The organism is Banduia mediterranea (assembly GCF_031846245.1).
Classification (GTDB): Bacteria; Pseudomonadota; Gammaproteobacteria; order Nevskiales; family Nevskiaceae; genus Banduia; species Banduia mediterranea.
In genome coordinates, this window is the sequence record NZ_JAVRIC010000028.1 from 34,486 (window position 1) to 49,296 (window position 14,811).

12 protein-coding genes, 1 tRNA gene and 3 pseudogenes are annotated in these 14,811 nt (G+C 62.5%); 5 read left to right on the forward strand and 11 right to left on the reverse strand.

Going from position 1 to position 14,811, the window contains the following annotated elements; all coding sequences use genetic code 11:
* Positions 1 to 47: 47 nt before the first annotated feature.
* Together RM530_RS16145 and ppsR are read right to left on the reverse strand one after the other, a co-directional pair.
* Positions 48 to 1,748: an alkaline phosphatase D family protein gene (locus RM530_RS16145; protein WP_311366292.1), complete on the reverse strand. Its 1,701-nt coding sequence runs from the start codon at positions 1,746 to 1,748 to the stop codon at positions 48 to 50.
* 79 nt (positions 1,749 to 1,827) lie between these two features.
* The gene (gene ppsR / locus RM530_RS16150) at positions 1,828 to 2,652 is read right to left on the reverse strand and encodes a posphoenolpyruvate synthetase regulatory kinase/phosphorylase PpsR (protein WP_311366293.1); all 825 of its coding nucleotides are present in this window, start codon (positions 2,650 to 2,652) and stop codon (positions 1,828 to 1,830) included.
* Between the two features lie 93 nt (positions 2,653 to 2,745).
* On the opposite strand from ppsR, the gene ppsA reads away from it, so the two are divergent.
* Positions 2,746 to 5,121 (forward strand): phosphoenolpyruvate synthase, encoded by a 2,376-nt coding sequence (gene ppsA / locus RM530_RS16155; RefSeq protein WP_311366294.1) that lies wholly within the window; start codon positions 2,746 to 2,748, stop codon positions 5,119 to 5,121.
* 94 nt (positions 5,122 to 5,215) lie between these two features.
* Here the strand turns inward: ppsA and RM530_RS16160 are convergent, their stop codons facing one another.
* Complete coding sequence (locus tag RM530_RS16160) at positions 5,216 to 5,980, reverse strand: competence/damage-inducible protein A (protein WP_311366295.1); 765 nt, start codon at positions 5,978 to 5,980, stop codon at positions 5,216 to 5,218.
* A 302-nt stretch (positions 5,981 to 6,282) separates the two neighbouring features.
* On the opposite strand from RM530_RS16160, the gene RM530_RS16165 reads away from it, so the two are divergent.
* Positions 6,283 to 6,411, forward strand: coding sequence for a hypothetical protein (locus RM530_RS16165; RefSeq protein WP_311366296.1), 129 nt, complete (start codon positions 6,283 to 6,285; stop codon positions 6,409 to 6,411).
* 35 nt (positions 6,412 to 6,446) lie between these two features.
* Here RM530_RS16165 and RM530_RS16170 read toward each other — a convergent pair.
* Positions 6,447 to 6,575: pseudogene (locus RM530_RS16170) on the reverse strand (transposase); the annotation flags it as partial.
* A pseudogene (locus RM530_RS18805) lies at positions 6,557 to 6,778 on the reverse strand (conjugal transfer protein TraD); the annotation flags it as partial. The pseudogenes RM530_RS18805 and RM530_RS16170, both read right to left, overlap by 19 nt.
* A gap of 174 nt (positions 6,779 to 6,952) precedes the next feature.
* Here RM530_RS18805 and RM530_RS16175 point away from each other — a divergent pair.
* On the forward strand, positions 6,953 to 7,087 hold the full coding sequence (locus RM530_RS16175; protein WP_311366297.1) for a hypothetical protein: 135 nt from the start codon (positions 6,953 to 6,955) through the stop codon (positions 7,085 to 7,087).
* Positions 7,075 to 7,518, forward strand: a pseudogene (locus RM530_RS16180) (transposase); the annotation flags it as partial. The gene RM530_RS16175 and the pseudogene RM530_RS16180, both read left to right, overlap by 13 nt.
* A gap of 470 nt (positions 7,519 to 7,988) precedes the next feature.
* Here RM530_RS16180 and RM530_RS16185 read toward each other — a convergent pair.
* Positions 7,989 to 8,080: transfer RNA gene (locus RM530_RS16185), tRNA-Ser, on the reverse strand.
* A gap of 138 nt (positions 8,081 to 8,218) precedes the next feature.
* On the opposite strand from RM530_RS16185, the gene mltF reads away from it, so the two are divergent.
* Positions 8,219 to 9,700, forward strand: a complete 1,482-nt coding sequence (gene mltF, locus RM530_RS16190; protein ID WP_311366298.1) for a membrane-bound lytic murein transglycosylase MltF — start codon at positions 8,219 to 8,221, stop codon at positions 9,698 to 9,700.
* 121 nt (positions 9,701 to 9,821) lie between these two features.
* Here the strand turns inward: mltF and RM530_RS16195 are convergent, their stop codons facing one another.
* From RM530_RS16195 to RM530_RS16215, 5 genes are all read right to left on the reverse strand, one after another.
* Positions 9,822 to 10,139, reverse strand: a complete 318-nt coding sequence (locus RM530_RS16195) for a (2Fe-2S) ferredoxin domain-containing protein (RefSeq protein WP_311366299.1) — start codon at positions 10,137 to 10,139, stop codon at positions 9,822 to 9,824.
* Positions 10,140 to 10,143: 4 nt separating this feature from the next.
* The gene (locus RM530_RS16200) at positions 10,144 to 10,860 is read right to left on the reverse strand and encodes a DUF481 domain-containing protein (protein WP_311366300.1); all 717 of its coding nucleotides are present in this window, start codon (positions 10,858 to 10,860) and stop codon (positions 10,144 to 10,146) included.
* A 313-nt stretch (positions 10,861 to 11,173) separates the two neighbouring features.
* The gene (locus RM530_RS16205) at positions 11,174 to 11,746 is read right to left on the reverse strand and encodes an LPS-assembly lipoprotein LptE (protein WP_311366301.1); all 573 of its coding nucleotides are present in this window, start codon (positions 11,744 to 11,746) and stop codon (positions 11,174 to 11,176) included.
* Between the two features lie 62 nt (positions 11,747 to 11,808).
* Positions 11,809 to 14,394, reverse strand: a complete 2,586-nt coding sequence (gene leuS, locus RM530_RS16210) for a leucine--tRNA ligase (RefSeq protein ID WP_311366302.1) — start codon at positions 14,392 to 14,394, stop codon at positions 11,809 to 11,811.
* A 197-nt stretch (positions 14,395 to 14,591) separates the two neighbouring features.
* The coding region (locus RM530_RS16215) for a CcdB family protein (RefSeq protein WP_311366303.1) at positions 14,592 to 14,811 on the reverse strand (220 nt) is incomplete at its 5' end.

The window sequence follows — 14,811 nt, forward strand, 5'->3', positions numbered from 1 at the left end:
GCTACTGCAGCCGGCTGAATCCCAGCGTTGCCGCCCAGACGAAGGCTCTACGGCGCCAGAGCAGCGGCGCTGTCGCGAGGCTCCGTCGCCGACTCGGATTCGACGAGATGTCGGCTGCCCGATGCGACGGCGTAGGCCGCCCCCAGGAATTCGGCGTCGCTGGGTTCCAGAACGGTATCGACGTACCACCACTCGCCCTGCACCCGCTCCTGCGTGATGTCGAGCAGCAGATAGCCTTTCTGGGCCAGATCGACGTATTTCATGTGCGGGTTCAGAAGCTTGAGCAGAGGCACCAGTCTCTGGGCCGCCTCCAGTCCTGGTGAGGTCACCGAGGTACAGACGAATTCGGTGCCCAGAGACCCGTTTCCGTTCAGAGGGTTGTAGACCAGCGGGTTCGCCGGGTCGGGCGTCAGGTCCATGCCCCAGGACGTGTGGATGTCTCCGGTCAGCACCACTACATTGTCGAGCGCCAGCGCCTCGATCATGTCGAACACGCGTGCGCGTTCGGCGCGATAGCCATCCCATTGATCGGTGTTGATGATCAGACCGCCGGTGCCGACGATCGGCAAGGATCTCAGCAGCGCTTCAAGCACTGGAATCGGCAGGCCGGTCAGTACCGACAGCTCCGGGAGGCTGGGAATACGCAACTGTCCGAACATCACCTGCTGGCCGAGAATCTTCCAGGCAACGCCGCTGTCCGCGAGCGCTGAATTAAGGAAGCCGCGCTGCTCGGAGCCGAGCAGTTCGCGTGCCTGGTCGTTGATACTCGATGCTTCGAGCAGACCCGCCTGCTCGTCGCGCGCAATCAAACGCGTGTCGAGCATCACGAAATCGGCCAGGTCGCCATAGCGGAAACTGCGATAAATGCGTTCGGGCCGGCCGGCTTCCACCTCGCGGATCGGCAGCCATTCGTAGTACGCCTGGATACCCCAGGCCTTGCGCTGGGCCCACACGCCCTCGTCGCCCTCGGTGTGATTGCTCGCCCCGTCCCGCCAGGAATTGTCGGCCGTTTCGTGGTCGTCCCAGACGGTGATGAATGGATGCTGGCGGTGCACTTCCTGAAGGTCCGTATCCAGCCTGTAGTAGCCATGACGGGTCCGGTAATCCTCCAACGTGAGGATTTCTGCGGCCGGCTGATATTCGCGAACCTCGCCGTACTGACCGGTGCCGTATTCGTAGATGTAGTCGCCCAGATGCAGCACCACGTCGATGTCGCTGCGATCCGCGAGACGTCGGTAGGCATTGAAATAGCCGTGCGCATAGCTGGCGCAGGACACTACGCCCACGCGCAGCCGGTCCAGGCTGCCACTCGGCGCGGTCCGGGTGCGTCCCACCGGAGAATCCCAGCCTTCGGCCGAAAAGCGGTAGTAGTAGCTGGTGCCGGCGTCGAGACCGGCCGCGTCAATCTTGATCGTGTAATCCCGATCCGGATGGGCCTGCGCCTCGCCTTCGAGCACCCGCTCCTCCAGTTCCGCGTCTTCAGCCACCACATAACGCACCGCAACCGTCCCGCTGGCGGCGCTGCTGATGCGCGTCCACAGAATGACGCGATCGCTCAGGGGATCGCCGCTGGCGACGCCGTGCTTGAAGGGGTTTTCGCCCTGTTCTCCACTGCGGCCACCGGCTTGTGGGCTGTTGCCGCAGGCGCTGAGTGTGCCGCCGCCCACCACGGCGGACGCCAGGCCCATGCGCTTCAGAAAATGACGGCGTGACAGCGCCGCACGCTTGTTACGTGACCGACCGGCCATGAAAGCCCCCGAAAGTGTTGTTATCGGGTCAGCGTATGACGGTTTGTTGACGCCGCCGTGACACGAGCGGAGCGCCGAATCAGAACGATTGCTTGCGAATGCCTTTTTCCTGCATTGCCAGCGTCGCGATTTCCTCGATCGACATCGTGGTGCTGTTGACGTAGGGAATGCCGAGCCTGCGGTACATCGCCTCGGCCTGACGCAGTTCGAAGCTGCACTGGCGCAGCGAGGCATACTCACTGCCGGGGCGTCGTTCGCTGCGAATCTGATGCAGGCGATCCGGGTCGACGATCAGTCCAAACAGCTTTTCGCTCAGCGGCACGATCGTGCGCGGCAGTTTCTGATCCTCCAGGTCTTCCTCGATCAAAGGAAAATTGGCGGCAAAAATGCCATGCTGCATCGCCAGATACAGCGTCGTCGGCGTCTTGCCGCAGCGCGAGGGCGCGATCAGGATGATGTCGGCGCTGGCAAGGCCGCGAGAAGACTGCCCGTCATCGTGTTCGAGCGCAAAATTCATGGCGTCGATACGCGCGTAATAGCGCTTGGTATCAGCCACGCCATGCGCACGACCCGCCGTATTGGTCGCGTGCAGATTGAGCTCGAGTTCGAGCACCGGGATGAAGGTATCGAACAAATCCAGGAACAGACTGTTCGCACCGCGTAAAATGGCGCGGATATCGTCGCTGACCGTGGTGCTGACCAGAATTGGTCGCGATCCAGACGTCTCGGCGAGGTGGTTGATATAGTCGACCGTGCTGCGCGCCTTTTCGACCGTATTGATGAACGGCAGCGTGCTCTTGCGAAAATCGATGCCGTCGAACTGCGTCAGCAGGCTGTTTCCAAGGGTTTCAGCCGTGATCCCGGTTCGATCGGACACGAAAAATACGTTGACGTTTATCGACATGCGCCCAGTGTTCGTTCAGAGAAGTTGTTTTATATATGTCTTTGGGATACGTCTTTGGCCATTTTTGGCCGTTTTCAGCTTGCGGGGTCTTGAGTGAAAAAAGCAAACGTACTGTGGTTCCAGGAACTTGGCATGTCCGACGTGGAAATCGTCGGCGGCAAGAATGCCTCACTCGGCGAAATGATCCAGCACCTGGCCAAGGCCGGAGTGCAGGTGCCGGGCGGTTTTGCGACCACAGCCGGTGCCTATCGTGAATTTCTGTCCCACGAGGGTCTCGCCGACCGTATTAACGGGATGCTTGCCGAACTGGATGTCGATGACGTTCAGGCGCTCGCGAAAACCGGCAAGACCATCCGCGAACTCTTGATCGGGGCGCCGTTTCCGGCCGAACTGGAAGCCGACATCCGCACCGCCTACAAGACGCTGATCGAAGAAGCCGGCGGTCCGATCACTGTGGCGGTGCGTTCCTCGGCCACCGCCGAGGATCTTCCCGACGCTTCGTTCGCCGGCCAGCAGGAAACCTTCCTCAACATCAACGGCGTGGACAACGTGTTGCTGGCGATGAAGGAAGTCTTCGCCTCGCTGTTCAACGACCGCGCCATCGCCTATCGCGATCATCAGGGCTTCGAGCACTCGCAGGTGGCGCTGTCCGCCGGCATCCAGCGCATGGTGCGCTCGGACGAAGGCGCATCCGGCGTGCTGTTCACGATGGACACTGAATCCGGTTTCCGTGACGCGGTCTTTGTGACAGCGAGCTACGGCCTGGGTGAGGCCGTGGTCCAGGGCGCGGTGAATCCGGACGAGTTCTACGTCTACAAGCCGGCGCTGGAGGCCGGCCGCCCGGCCGTGCTGCGCCGCACCGTCGGCGCCAAGGCCAAGAAGATGGTCTACACGGCCGACAAGACGCTCGGCAAGACCGTCGAGTTCGTCGATGTCCCTGTGGCCGATCGCCAGCTGTTCTGCCTCACCGACGAGGAAGTCAGCGAACTCGCCCGCTACGCCGTGATCATCGAGAAGCACTACGGCCGCCCGATGGACATCGAATGGGGCAAGGACGGTCTCGACGGCAAGCTCTACATCCTGCAGGCGCGGCCGGAAACCGTGCAGTCGCGCGCCTCGACCACCGTGCTCAAGCGCTACAAGCTCAAGGACAAGGGCCCGCTGCTGTCCACCGGACGCGCGATCGGCCAGAAAATCGGTGCCGGCAAGGTCCGCATCCTTGATTCGATCGACCAGATGAACCGCGTGCAGAAGGGCGATGTGCTGGTCACCGACATGACCGATCCCGACTGGGAACCGGTGATGAAGCGCGCCTCGGCGATCGTCACCAACCGTGGCGGCCGCACCTGCCACGCCGCGATCATCGCGCGTGAACTCGGCATTCCGGCGGTCGTCGGCTGCGGTGACGCCACCGAGTTGCTCAAGGATGGCGCCGAAGTCACGGTATCCTGCGCCGAAGGCGATACCGGCAACATCTACGAGGGTCTGATCGACTTCGCTGTCGACGAAATCGCGCTCGACAAGATGCCGGAGATTCCGGTCAAGATCATGATGAACGTCGGCAATCCCGAACAGGCGTTCGACTTCGCCAGCCTGCCGCACCGCGGCGTCGGCCTGGCCCGCCTCGAGTTCATCATCAACAAGCAGGTCGCGATTCATCCGCAGGCGCTGCTGGAGCTGGACAAGCAGACCCCGGAAAACCGCGCGCTGATCGACCCGATGATCGCCGCCTACAAGAATCCGCGCGACTACTTCATCAAACGTGTGGCCGAGGGCGTCGCCACGATCGCCGCCGCCTTTGCGCCGGAGCCGGTGATCTTCCGCATGTCGGACTTCAAGTCCAATGAATATGCCAATCTGATCGCCGGATCGCGCTATGAGCCACACGAGGAAAACCCGATGCTGGGCTTCCGCGGTGCCTCACGCTACATCTCCGAGAAATTCCGTCCGTGTTTCGACATGGAATGCGCGGCGATGAAGTACGTACGCGATGAAATGGGGCTGACCAACGTCCAGATCATGATTCCGTTCGTGCGCACCGTGGGCGAAGCCAGGCGCGTCAACGAGATCCTGGCGGAGAACGAGCTCAAACGCGGCGACAACGGACTCAAGCTGATCATGATGTGCGAGCTGCCATCGAACGCCGTACTGGCCGAGCAATTCCTCGAACACTTCGACGGATTCTCGATCGGTTCCAACGACATGACGCAGCTCACGCTGGGTCTGGATCGCGATTCGGGTCTGATCGCCCATCTGTTCGACGAGCGCGACGAGGCCGTCAAACACATGCTGCATCTGGCGATCTCGGCCTGCAAAAAGCAGGGCAAGTACGTCGGCATCTGCGGCCAGGGGCCGTCCGACCATGCTGATCTCGCGAAGTGGCTGCTGGAAGAAGGTATCGAGTCGATGTCGCTGAATCCGGACACCGTGGTCGAAACCTGGTTGTTCCTGGCAGGCCGAACCGCCTGATCGCGGCGCACCGCCGGAAAATTCGGCGCCCGGGACCGCAACGGTCCCGGGCGTCGCTGTTTGTGTGTCGATGTCCGAAGCGCGCCTAGAAAATCTACGGCAGCTTGAGATCCTCGACCTCGATCTGAGCGTCCGCCTTCAGTGTGGCACGCAGGCACATGAAGGCCTCGGCGGCGAAACCGCGCGCACCGCGAATGCCGAACTCGATATGCGGCCGCATGCCGGGCCCGCCATGTGAGGGCAGGCTGGACAGCTTGATGCCCTCGAAACGCGCCAGGATGTCGTGCATCAGATCCAGCAGATCGCTCTCGCCACGTACGCCGTAGACACGCAGCCTGAATTCTTCAGGCGGTTCGGCGTTGTGCAACTGCGGCAGGCGTTCGTCCAGTACCCATTCCAGCATGGGCCAAGCCATTTCCGGGAACCCCGGTACGAAATAGCAGTGGTCGCAGGAAAAGCCAGCGATGGTGTTGATCGGATTCGGAATCAGCTCCGCCCCTTGCGGGAAATCGGCCATGATCAGCCGGTTTCCCGACGCCTCGCCGCCGCTGCGTTGGTGAATCAGGGCGGCCGCTTCGGGGTGCCGTTCGATCGGTACACCGAAAGCCAGCGCCGCTGCCTGGCGGGTCACGTCATCAGGGGTGGCACCAATCCCACCACACGACAGCACGATGTCGCCTTCGTCGATTGCCGCGCGCAATGCGTCCGCGATGCGGGTTTCATCGTCGGCCAGGAAATGCGCGGCGGCCAGGGCAATACCGCGCTCGTTCAGCAGCTCGATGACTCGCGTCAGATGTCGGTCCTGGCGCTTTCCCGAGAGGATTTCGTCACCTATGACGAACAATTGAACCTGATTCACGAATCGATCCTCGGATGCCGGACTCCATTATCGCCCAGCGCGGACCGGGCGGCGCGATCGCGCTGGCATCGCATTTGCTGATTTATTTCGCAGGGCTTGGGGAGCGGTCGTGCTGCGGGGCGAGGATCCGCTCGGACTCAATCGCCTGGTCGATCCGTTTCCGGAACTGCGCCGACCCACACCGACCGCCTGAGACATTTCGACATCGAGGTCTGTCTCACTCGGCCGGGCCGGCTTCGGCATATGACAGCGCCGTGCGCCACGGCCGGGCGGCGTGAAACAGATGCCCCTGAAACCGCTGAATGGCCGATACGGCACAGCAGATGGAAGGCCTCTTCGTCTTCGACACCCTCGGCAACCACGGACAAATTCAGTTCCTTGCCGAGCGAGCAGATCGCCTTGAGCAGGATAAGGCAACCCCGTTTCTGTAATTTCTCGCTGATTCTTCGTTGGTCTCTTGCTCGGTTTACTCCATCGTGAGGTAGACCTTACCGGTCACCCACTCCTCGGAAATCTCCATCGCCACTGCGGTCACCAGGCGCAGGCAGGCGTCCTCGTTGGGGAAGAGCGTCGCCACGCGTGTGCGCCGCCTGATGCCGATTGCGCGCCGCCCGGTTGCGGCGGAGGGCTGCTGCCGTCGCGGTCAGATGCCGGAGCAGCTCGCCGCGACCGCTGTTGAAAGTACGCAGCACCGCGCTTGGCCCACGCCTCCCTCTTTCCGGCGTCCTTGGTCTCCGCCAATGCGACGAGCGCACCGGCCAGTTCCTCGGCGCTGAGGCTGTCCGCCTCGGTGGCAATGTCGGGACGGTCTGGCACGGCCCGGTCCATCCCGAAATTTTTTGAGGGAGGAGCCTCTTGCGAAATTCCCGAACGAGGCTGATTTTCTCACCGGCGATTTCGGTGAAAAAGAGAGGCGCGGGTGTTGCCATTGAAGGCATGATGGGAGTGTCAAAGTCACAGCACACCCGCTCAATGAATGCTGCCCTGCGCGAAGGCCTGACGCAATTCCATCGTCGTTTCCAGCAGGAGCTGGTGCCCCTGGTGGAAGCCGATCTGGGCCAGCATCTAAGGAACCCACTCGCATTGAGCGTCAAGCCGACGGCATGACCCCGATTTCAGCGGTGCTCACCTCGGCCAGCGTCCACGACTCGCAGCTGGCGATCCCGTTGGCGACGATGAGTGCGCAGCGCGTGACCCACCTCTACGACCCGATGGATGCCGCCTGCTGCAGCCCGATCCTGCGCGCGCACAGTCAAGGCATGGGCCATGTGCCGTTGATCGATCACAACCCGCGCCGTGGCGAGAAGATCGAGTTCGCGCCCCATGAAGCCCAGCGCTACAAAGAACGCAGCACCGTCGAGCGCGTCAATGCGCGTCTCAAGGATGACTTCGGCGCCGCACGCGTCAACGTGCGCGGCCCCGCCAAGGTGATGACCCACCTGATGTTCGGCGTGCCCGCTAAACCGAGACATGGACACTTCTTGACCACATCGATATCCGGATTTCAGTCAAAGGCTTCCGGTTTGGTCACAACTTGACCAGAACGCGGCTGGCGCAGGCTCTCAACCCAACTTCAGCGGGAATTTCGCAAGTCCCTCGCGTGAAAAAGCCGCTCAGACCACGCAGCCGAAACGGCCTTTCGAGCAAGCACTTCGAACCGCGCTGACCTTCCTCGAAAACCCTTATGAACTCTGGGTTTCCGGTCGCTTCTAGCACAAGCAGGCGCTGCTGAAACCAGCGTTTTCAGAGCGTTTGCAATATGTGCGGAATGAGGGCTTTCGAACCGCAAAAACCACTTTACCTTTCAAGGCGTTAGCGGCTCCTGCGGCGTGCCATGTGAGAATGGCGGAGAGGGTGGGATTATTCGGGCTTCGCCCTCACCCCTTCGGGGCCGCCCTGCGGGCGTTCGATTCGCGGGCGCGAATCGTCGAACCCGGTTTTGTCTATCGAGGATTCGAATCCCCGTTTGCACTGGACCACTGAACCACCGAATTTCCAGCGCCAGAATTGGCGGAGAGGGTGGGATTCGAACCCACGTGGAGCGTTAAGCCCCCAACCGATTTCGAGTCGGTGCCGTTGTGACCGCTTCGGTACCTCTCCGTACACTGTCAACATCGTGATGCACTTCAGCCGAACATCCAAGAATTCCAGGCGACCATTCCAGCCATCCCGTCCCGTATTCCGACCGATCCCTCAGGGGCAGTCTAAGCTGCGCGTCCCGAGGGTCGCGCATTGTAAATGAAGCTACGCATTTCGCCCACCATTGTGATCGGAAAACTGATTGTGCTCGCGATCATCGCCGGAATCGTGCTACCGATCACGACGTGTTCACCGAAGGTTTCGATCTTCGAACAGGTCCGGTCCACCGGAACGCTGCGCGTGGCGACGGTCAACAGCCCCACCACCTACTACACCGGCCCGCTTGGCGATGAAGGCTTCGAGTACGACCTGGCCAAGGGTTTTGCGGAAGCCCTGGACGTCAAACTGGATCTGATTGTGCTGGATACCGTGGCTGACGTACTCGAGGCGGTGCGCACCGGCGGCGCTCAACTTGGCGCGGCCGGTCTCGCGGTCACCGAGAATCGTCGAGACTACCTGCGTTTCACCACGCCCCTGCGAACCATCGTTCCGCAACTCGTGTACCGCATGGGCGAGAACCGCCCCAGGGACATTGACGATCTCGACGAGAGCCGCCAGCTGGTCGTCGTCAAGGACAGCGCGCATGCCGAATGGCTGGAACGACTCAAGCGGGACCATCCGGACCTGGCCTGGGAGGAGACCGATGAGTTCGAATCCGAGGATTTGCTGGTGCAGGTGGTCGAGGGCCGCATCGGCTACACGGTGGCGAACTCCGATCTGGTGACGATCAATCAGCGCTATTACCCGCAGCTGCGGGTGGCATTCGCGTTGGCCGACAAGCAGGATCTCGCCTGGGCGCTGCCGAGCGACGCCGGGCCTTTGTTCGACGCGGCGCAGGCCTATCTGAACCAGCTCGGCGAAACCGAGTTGGGCTGGTTGCACGACCGCTACTTCGGGCACATTGATCGCGTCGGCTACCTGGGCGCGGTGGCGCTGGCCACTCACGCCGAATCGCGCTTGCCGCGCTACCGCGCCGACTTCGAAGCCGCAGCGGAAAAGTATGGTCTGGACTGGCGTCTGCTGGCGGCGGTCGGCTATCAGGAATCGGTGTGGGACCCGGAAGCCACCAGCACCACCGGTGTGCGCGGGCTCATGCAGATCACCGCGCAGACCGCGGAATTTCTCGGCGTCGCCGATCGTCTCGACCCGGCCGAAGCGATCGACGGAGCGGCGCGCTACCTGCAATCCCTCCGAGACCGCCTCCCGGACGAAGTGCAGGAACCGGACCGCAGCTGGATGATGCTGGCTGCCTACAACATGGGCATGGGACACATCATCGACGTACGCAAGCTCACCGCCGCGCAAGGCGGCGATCCGAACCGCTGGCCCGATGTCCGTTCGCGTCTGCCGCTGCTGATGCAGCCCAAGTACTACCGAGAGCTGAAGTACGGCTATGCGCGTGGCCGCGAAGCCGTGGCCTATGTCGGCAACATCCGCACGTATTACGACATGCTGGTGTGGATCACCGGCGGCCCGCAGAAGCTGCAGAACGAACCGTCACCGCCACCGAAGCCGCCGCAGGAACCACCCGACACAGGCAAACCGTTCGATCCTCTGGGCATCGATACGCCGGTGTTGTGAGGTCCGGCGATCGGCAACCGGAACGGCTACACGAGCGTTTCGAAACAAGCCGCAGGCAGAATGGAGCGCAGCGGAATCCGGGAGCAAGGTTTCACAATGTGGCCCCGTTCCCGGATACCTGCTAATCCTTGAGCATTAGCCGCGGCACCGGCCGCCCGGCCAGCAGATGCTCGTCGATGATCTCGTCGACGTCGTCTTCGTCCACGTAGGTGTACCAGACGTTGTCCGGATACACGACGATCACCGGGCCTTCCTCGCAGCGCTCGAGGCATCCTGCCATATTGATGCGGACCTTGCCCACGCCGGCTGCTCCGGCGTGCTTGATCCGCTTCTTGGCGTAATCGCGCACCCGTGTCGCGCCCTTGTCATTGCAGCAACTGCGCTCCCCGGGCGCGCGCTGATTGCAGCAGAAGAAGACGTGGTGGCGGTAGTGACTCATGCGTTCAGGGATCGGCCTTGCCGAACTCGTAGGACAGATTGATGGAGGTCTCGGTATCGGTCTTTTCATTGCCCTCGCTGACCACGCTGTTGTGACGCGCGGTAAACGCCAGGGCAGCGAACAGATTGCCGATGATCGACAGCTTCAACTGTGACACCGATTCGGTATAGGTGTTGGACTCGCCGTATTCGGCCAGCAAGGTCTGCGTGAACTTGCTGGTGGGGCTGATCGTCCAGGCATAGTCCAGCCCGGTCGTGCCAACAAAGTCATCGGAGCGGCTGTCTGGCGGCTCCGCATATTCGTTCTGACGCGCGCCGGCGCCGGCTTCGAGGTCGAGCTGGTGCGCATCCGTGTTGAAGATTCTGCGGCCGTAGCCCACCGTTTCCACGGTGCGTTCGCGCACGCTCGCGAACAGATCCTTCTGCCAATCGGCCGCGAAATAGATGTAGTCAGTATCGGTGAAACTGAAGTCCGCCTTGTAGCCCACCGTGTAACGCTCCGCCGTGGTTTCCTCCTCGTCACGCGCCTGCGTGAACGAGAGGTGGGACGAATGCTCCCATGGCCCCGTCACATACGCGAGCTTCAGCTTTCCGTTGGACGTTGTGGTTTCGCTGTTGCCGCTGGTCATGATCAATCCAGCGGTCACGTCGCCCGACCATCCATCGGCCAGGGCCACGCTCGATCCGCTCATGAGAATCAGGGCTGTTGCGATACGTTTCACCATGCACTCCTTGTCGAACTTGAATGGGGCAACGTTCAGGCGCCAGGCGTCCCGAACACAGTGGGCAGCGCCGGCTGCGGCCGGCGCCATTTTGTCGCCTCGCAGCGCGACCCGACCCGAACCAGGCCAGTGCTTCGGGCCAGGGCTAACGGCCATGCCGCCAAGCGGCACCCTGCAGAATGAATCTGCTGCGGCATGGCCGTTCCCCTCAGCCACCGCTCGCAGTCGCGAGCGCCCCCCTCTCTCCCGCAAACGCGGCGAGGGTAGATCGGCATCACGCGGCGCGTGATTCACGTTAAGAACACCAAGCGGTTTATTGCTCGATGCCCGCATTCGCGGACGCCGGCTCCGGCACCAGGCGTGACAGCGATGCCTCAAGACGCAGCAGCAGCAGGTCCGCCAGCTCGTCCTGCAGATAGCGCTGCAAGCGAATTTCCTCGGCTTCCTTGGCCAGAATCTGTTCGGCATTGAAACTGTAGTCGCGCGAGGCGTTCAAGCGATCGGACGGCACCAGGATCTTGCCGTCGCGCACCAGCACGAAATCCACTGTCGTCGTCAGCTCGAATTCCACGGCTTTGCCATCCGGCCCGATCGACAGCACCGAACGCTGCTCGTCCAGCTTGGTCAGCCGCAGCGTACTCACACCCGCTTCCGGCTGCGCCACGATGTCCGCACCGCGCCGACGCAGCCGCGAGCGCAGGGCTTGCTCCACCGGCGGCTCGGACACGGCGTAGGGCTCGACCGTATCGATGTAGACACGCTGCAATGCGAGGGGCAGGGGACGGTCACCCGCCAGGCGAAAGCCACAGCCGGCCAGCAACAGGACCGCGACGACCACCGCCAGCCGGGTTGCGCGCACGGCGCAGAACCACGAATCGATCTTCAAGCCGCCATCCTTAATGCTGCACTTCGCTTGCGCTTGTCCCGTTGAACGATACCGACTTCGCATCAAACCACCAGACTCACCAACTTGCCCGGCACCACGATCTTCTTGCGCAGGATCTGCTCCCCGACGAACTTCTTCACGTTTTCCTCGGCCAGCGCCGCGTCCAGAATCGTCTCCTGCGTCGCATCGGCCGCCACCTCGATGTGTCCACGCAGCTTGCCGTTGACCTGTACCACCAGTTTCACCGTGTCCGCCACCAGCGCCGCCGGGTCGTGCCGCGGCCAGTGCGCATCAATCACCGCGTCCGAGCGGCCCAGCGCGTTCCAGAGCACATGCGACAGGTGCGGCACGATCGGCGCCAGCACCAACACCAGCACTTCCAGGGTTTCCTGGCTTACGGCGCGACCGTTGTCGCTGGCGTCGTCGAACTTGTAGAGCGCGTTGAGCAACTCCATGCAGCCGGCGATGGCCGTATTGAAAGTATGGCGACGCGAGAAATCATCCTCGATCTTGCGCAGCGTCTCGTGCAGTTTGCGTCGCAGCTCCTTCTGAGCAGAATCCAGTGCCGACGCATTCAACGGCGGTGCCGCCCCGCCCGCCGTGTGGTCCAGGACGCGCTTCCACAAGCGCTTGAGAAAACGCGCTGCGCCGTCGATGCCGGCATCCGACCATTCCAGGGTCTGCTCCGGCGGCGCGGTGAACATCATGAACAGGCGCAGCGCATCCGCGCCGTGCGACTCGATGATCCGGTTCGGATCCACGCCATTGTTCCTGGACTTGGACATGGTGCCCATGCCATCGGACTGCACCACCGAACCGTCGGCCTTCAGCCGGGCGCCGAGCATGCCGCCCTTGGCGTCGCGCTCCACTTCGATTTCGCCCGGCGCGATCCATTCGCGCCCGCCATTGGCGGTCGTCCGGTAAAACGATTCGGCCAGCACCATGCCCTGCGTCAGCAAACGCGCGAACGGCTCCGGCGTATCGACCAGACCGTTGTCGCGCATCGCCTTGGTGAAGAAACGGGCGTACAGCAAGTGCAGGATAGCGTGCTCGATGCCGCCGATGTACTGATCCACCGGCAGCCAGTATCTGGCGCGATCATCCAGCATCTTCTCGTTCTGGTCGGCGCAGGCAAATCGCGCGTAGTACCAACTCGAATCCACGAAGGTGTCGAAGGTGTCGGTCTCGCGTCTGGCCGGCTTGCCGCAGCTGGGACATTCGCAGTTGACGAAGGACTCCTCGCGCAGCAACGGGTTGCCACGGCCATCCGGCACCAGATGCTCCGGCAACACCACCGGTAGCTGATCGTCCGGCACCGGCACCGCGCCACAGGCCTCGCAGTACACCACCGGAATCGGGCAGCCCCAATAGCGCTGTCGCGAAACGCCCCAGTCGCGCAGACGGTAATTCACGCGGCGCCTTCCCTGCCCCTGCGCCTCCAGACGGGATGCGATCGCATCGAAGGCTTGGTCGAATCTCAGCCCCGAGAACTCAGCGGAATTCTGCGTCGTGGCCTTGTCGGTGAATGCCGCCTCCGAAATGTCGGCCGGCGTCTCCGCATCCGGACCGATCACCGGCATCTTCGGCAGCCCGTAGGCCGTGGCGAATTCCCAGTCGCGCTGGTCGTGCGCCGGCACCGCCATGACGCAACCCGTGCCGTAGTTCATCAATACGAAATTCGCCGCCCACACCGGCACCCGCTCGCCGGTCAGCGGATGGATCACGTCGATGCCCAGCGGCACGCCGCGCTTTTCCATGGTTTCCAGCGTGGCCTCCTGGACGTCGGTCTTCTTCGTCTCATCGACGAACGCCGCAACCGCCTCGCTGCGCGCCGCCGCTTCCAGCGCCAGCGGATGCTGCACCGCCACCGAAACGAAGCTCACGCCATAGAGCGTGTCCGGACGCGTGGTGAACACGGTGATGTGTTCGTCGCGATCAGCCAGCCGGAAGTCGATCTCCAGACCTTCGGAGCGCCCGATCCAGTTGGCCTGCATGGTCTTGACCGCGTCCGGCCAGTCCGGCAACTGATCCAGCTCGGACAGCAACTCGTCCGCGTAGTCCGTGATCTTCAGGAACCACTGCGGAATCTCGCGCTGCTCCACCACGGCGCCGGAACGCCAGCCGCGTCCGTCGATCACCTGCTCATTGGCCAGCACCGTCTGGTCGACCGGATCCCAGTTCACGATCGAGGCCTTCTTGTAGACCAGGCCCTGCTGGTAGAGCTGGACGAAGAACCACTGCTGCCAGCGGTAGTAGGACGGCTCACAGGTCGCCAGGCGCCGATCCCAGTCATAGGCGATGCCCAGCTGCTTGAGCTGGCCGCACATGTAGTCGATATTGGAATACGTCCACTGCGCCGGCGGCACGCCGTTCTTCATCGCCGCGTTCTCGGCCGGCAGACCAAAGGCATCGAAACCGATCGGCTGCAGCACGTTCTTGCCGAGCATGCGCTGATAGCGCGTGATCACGTCCCCGATCGTGTAGTTGCGCACATGCCCCATGTGCAGGCGTCCGCTCGGGTAGGGAAACATCGATAGGCAATAGAACTTCTCGCGCGCCGCGTCCTCGCGCGCCTTGAAGGACTCGTTCTCGTTCCAGAATGCCTGGGCGCCTTGTTCGACGTCGCGCGGTGAATATTCCTGCTGCATGACCGGGTGATGTGCCTGAGGGGCGCGTAGTTTAGACGGATTGTCTGGCGTCCTTCTGCCGCCGGGAGGATCGCCAGCCTCGAACTGGGGGTCAAGCCGATATCAGCACCCGGACCAACCCGGGCGGAGATGAGGGCGCATCGCGCTGATCCGCGCGCATCGGTTCGGGCCGTCCGACTAGCCGTAGGCGCGAGACATCAATCTTCGAGCGCCCCGATAATCCGGTCGCCCTCCGCTGCCAGCGAACCGGCAACGGGCCCCAAGCGATCCCTGGACACTGAAACGATCTCCAGCGAATGCAAGACCACGGAAAGGCCGTCGACCGTGAACACCGGATTCAACGCAGAGCGGCCGATCGCCTCCACCTGCGAGCCCAATACGAGCGGCACGACGACCCGACGGCTGTAGTCATCGAAG

Coding starts and splice junctions, on each gene's coding strand:
- RM530_RS16145 (WP_311366292.1), bottom strand. CDS start 1,748: ATGGCCGGTCGGTCACGTAACAAGCGTGCGGCGCTGTCACGCCGTCAT.
- RM530_RS16165 (WP_311366296.1), top strand. CDS start 6,283: ATGGCCGATACGGCACAGCAGATGGAAGGCCTCTTCGTCTTCGACACC.
- leuS (WP_311366302.1), bottom strand. CDS start 14,394: ATGCAGCAGGAATATTCACCGCGCGACGTCGAACAAGGCGCCCAGGCA.
- ppsR (WP_311366293.1), bottom strand. CDS start 2,652: ATGTCGATAAACGTCAACGTATTTTTCGTGTCCGATCGAACCGGGATC.
- RM530_RS16195 (WP_311366299.1), bottom strand. CDS start 10,139: ATGAGTCACTACCGCCACCACGTCTTCTTCTGCTGCAATCAGCGCGCG.
- RM530_RS16175 (WP_311366297.1), top strand. CDS start 6,953: ATGAATGCTGCCCTGCGCGAAGGCCTGACGCAATTCCATCGTCGTTTC.
- mltF (WP_311366298.1), top strand. CDS start 8,219: ATGAAGCTACGCATTTCGCCCACCATTGTGATCGGAAAACTGATTGTG.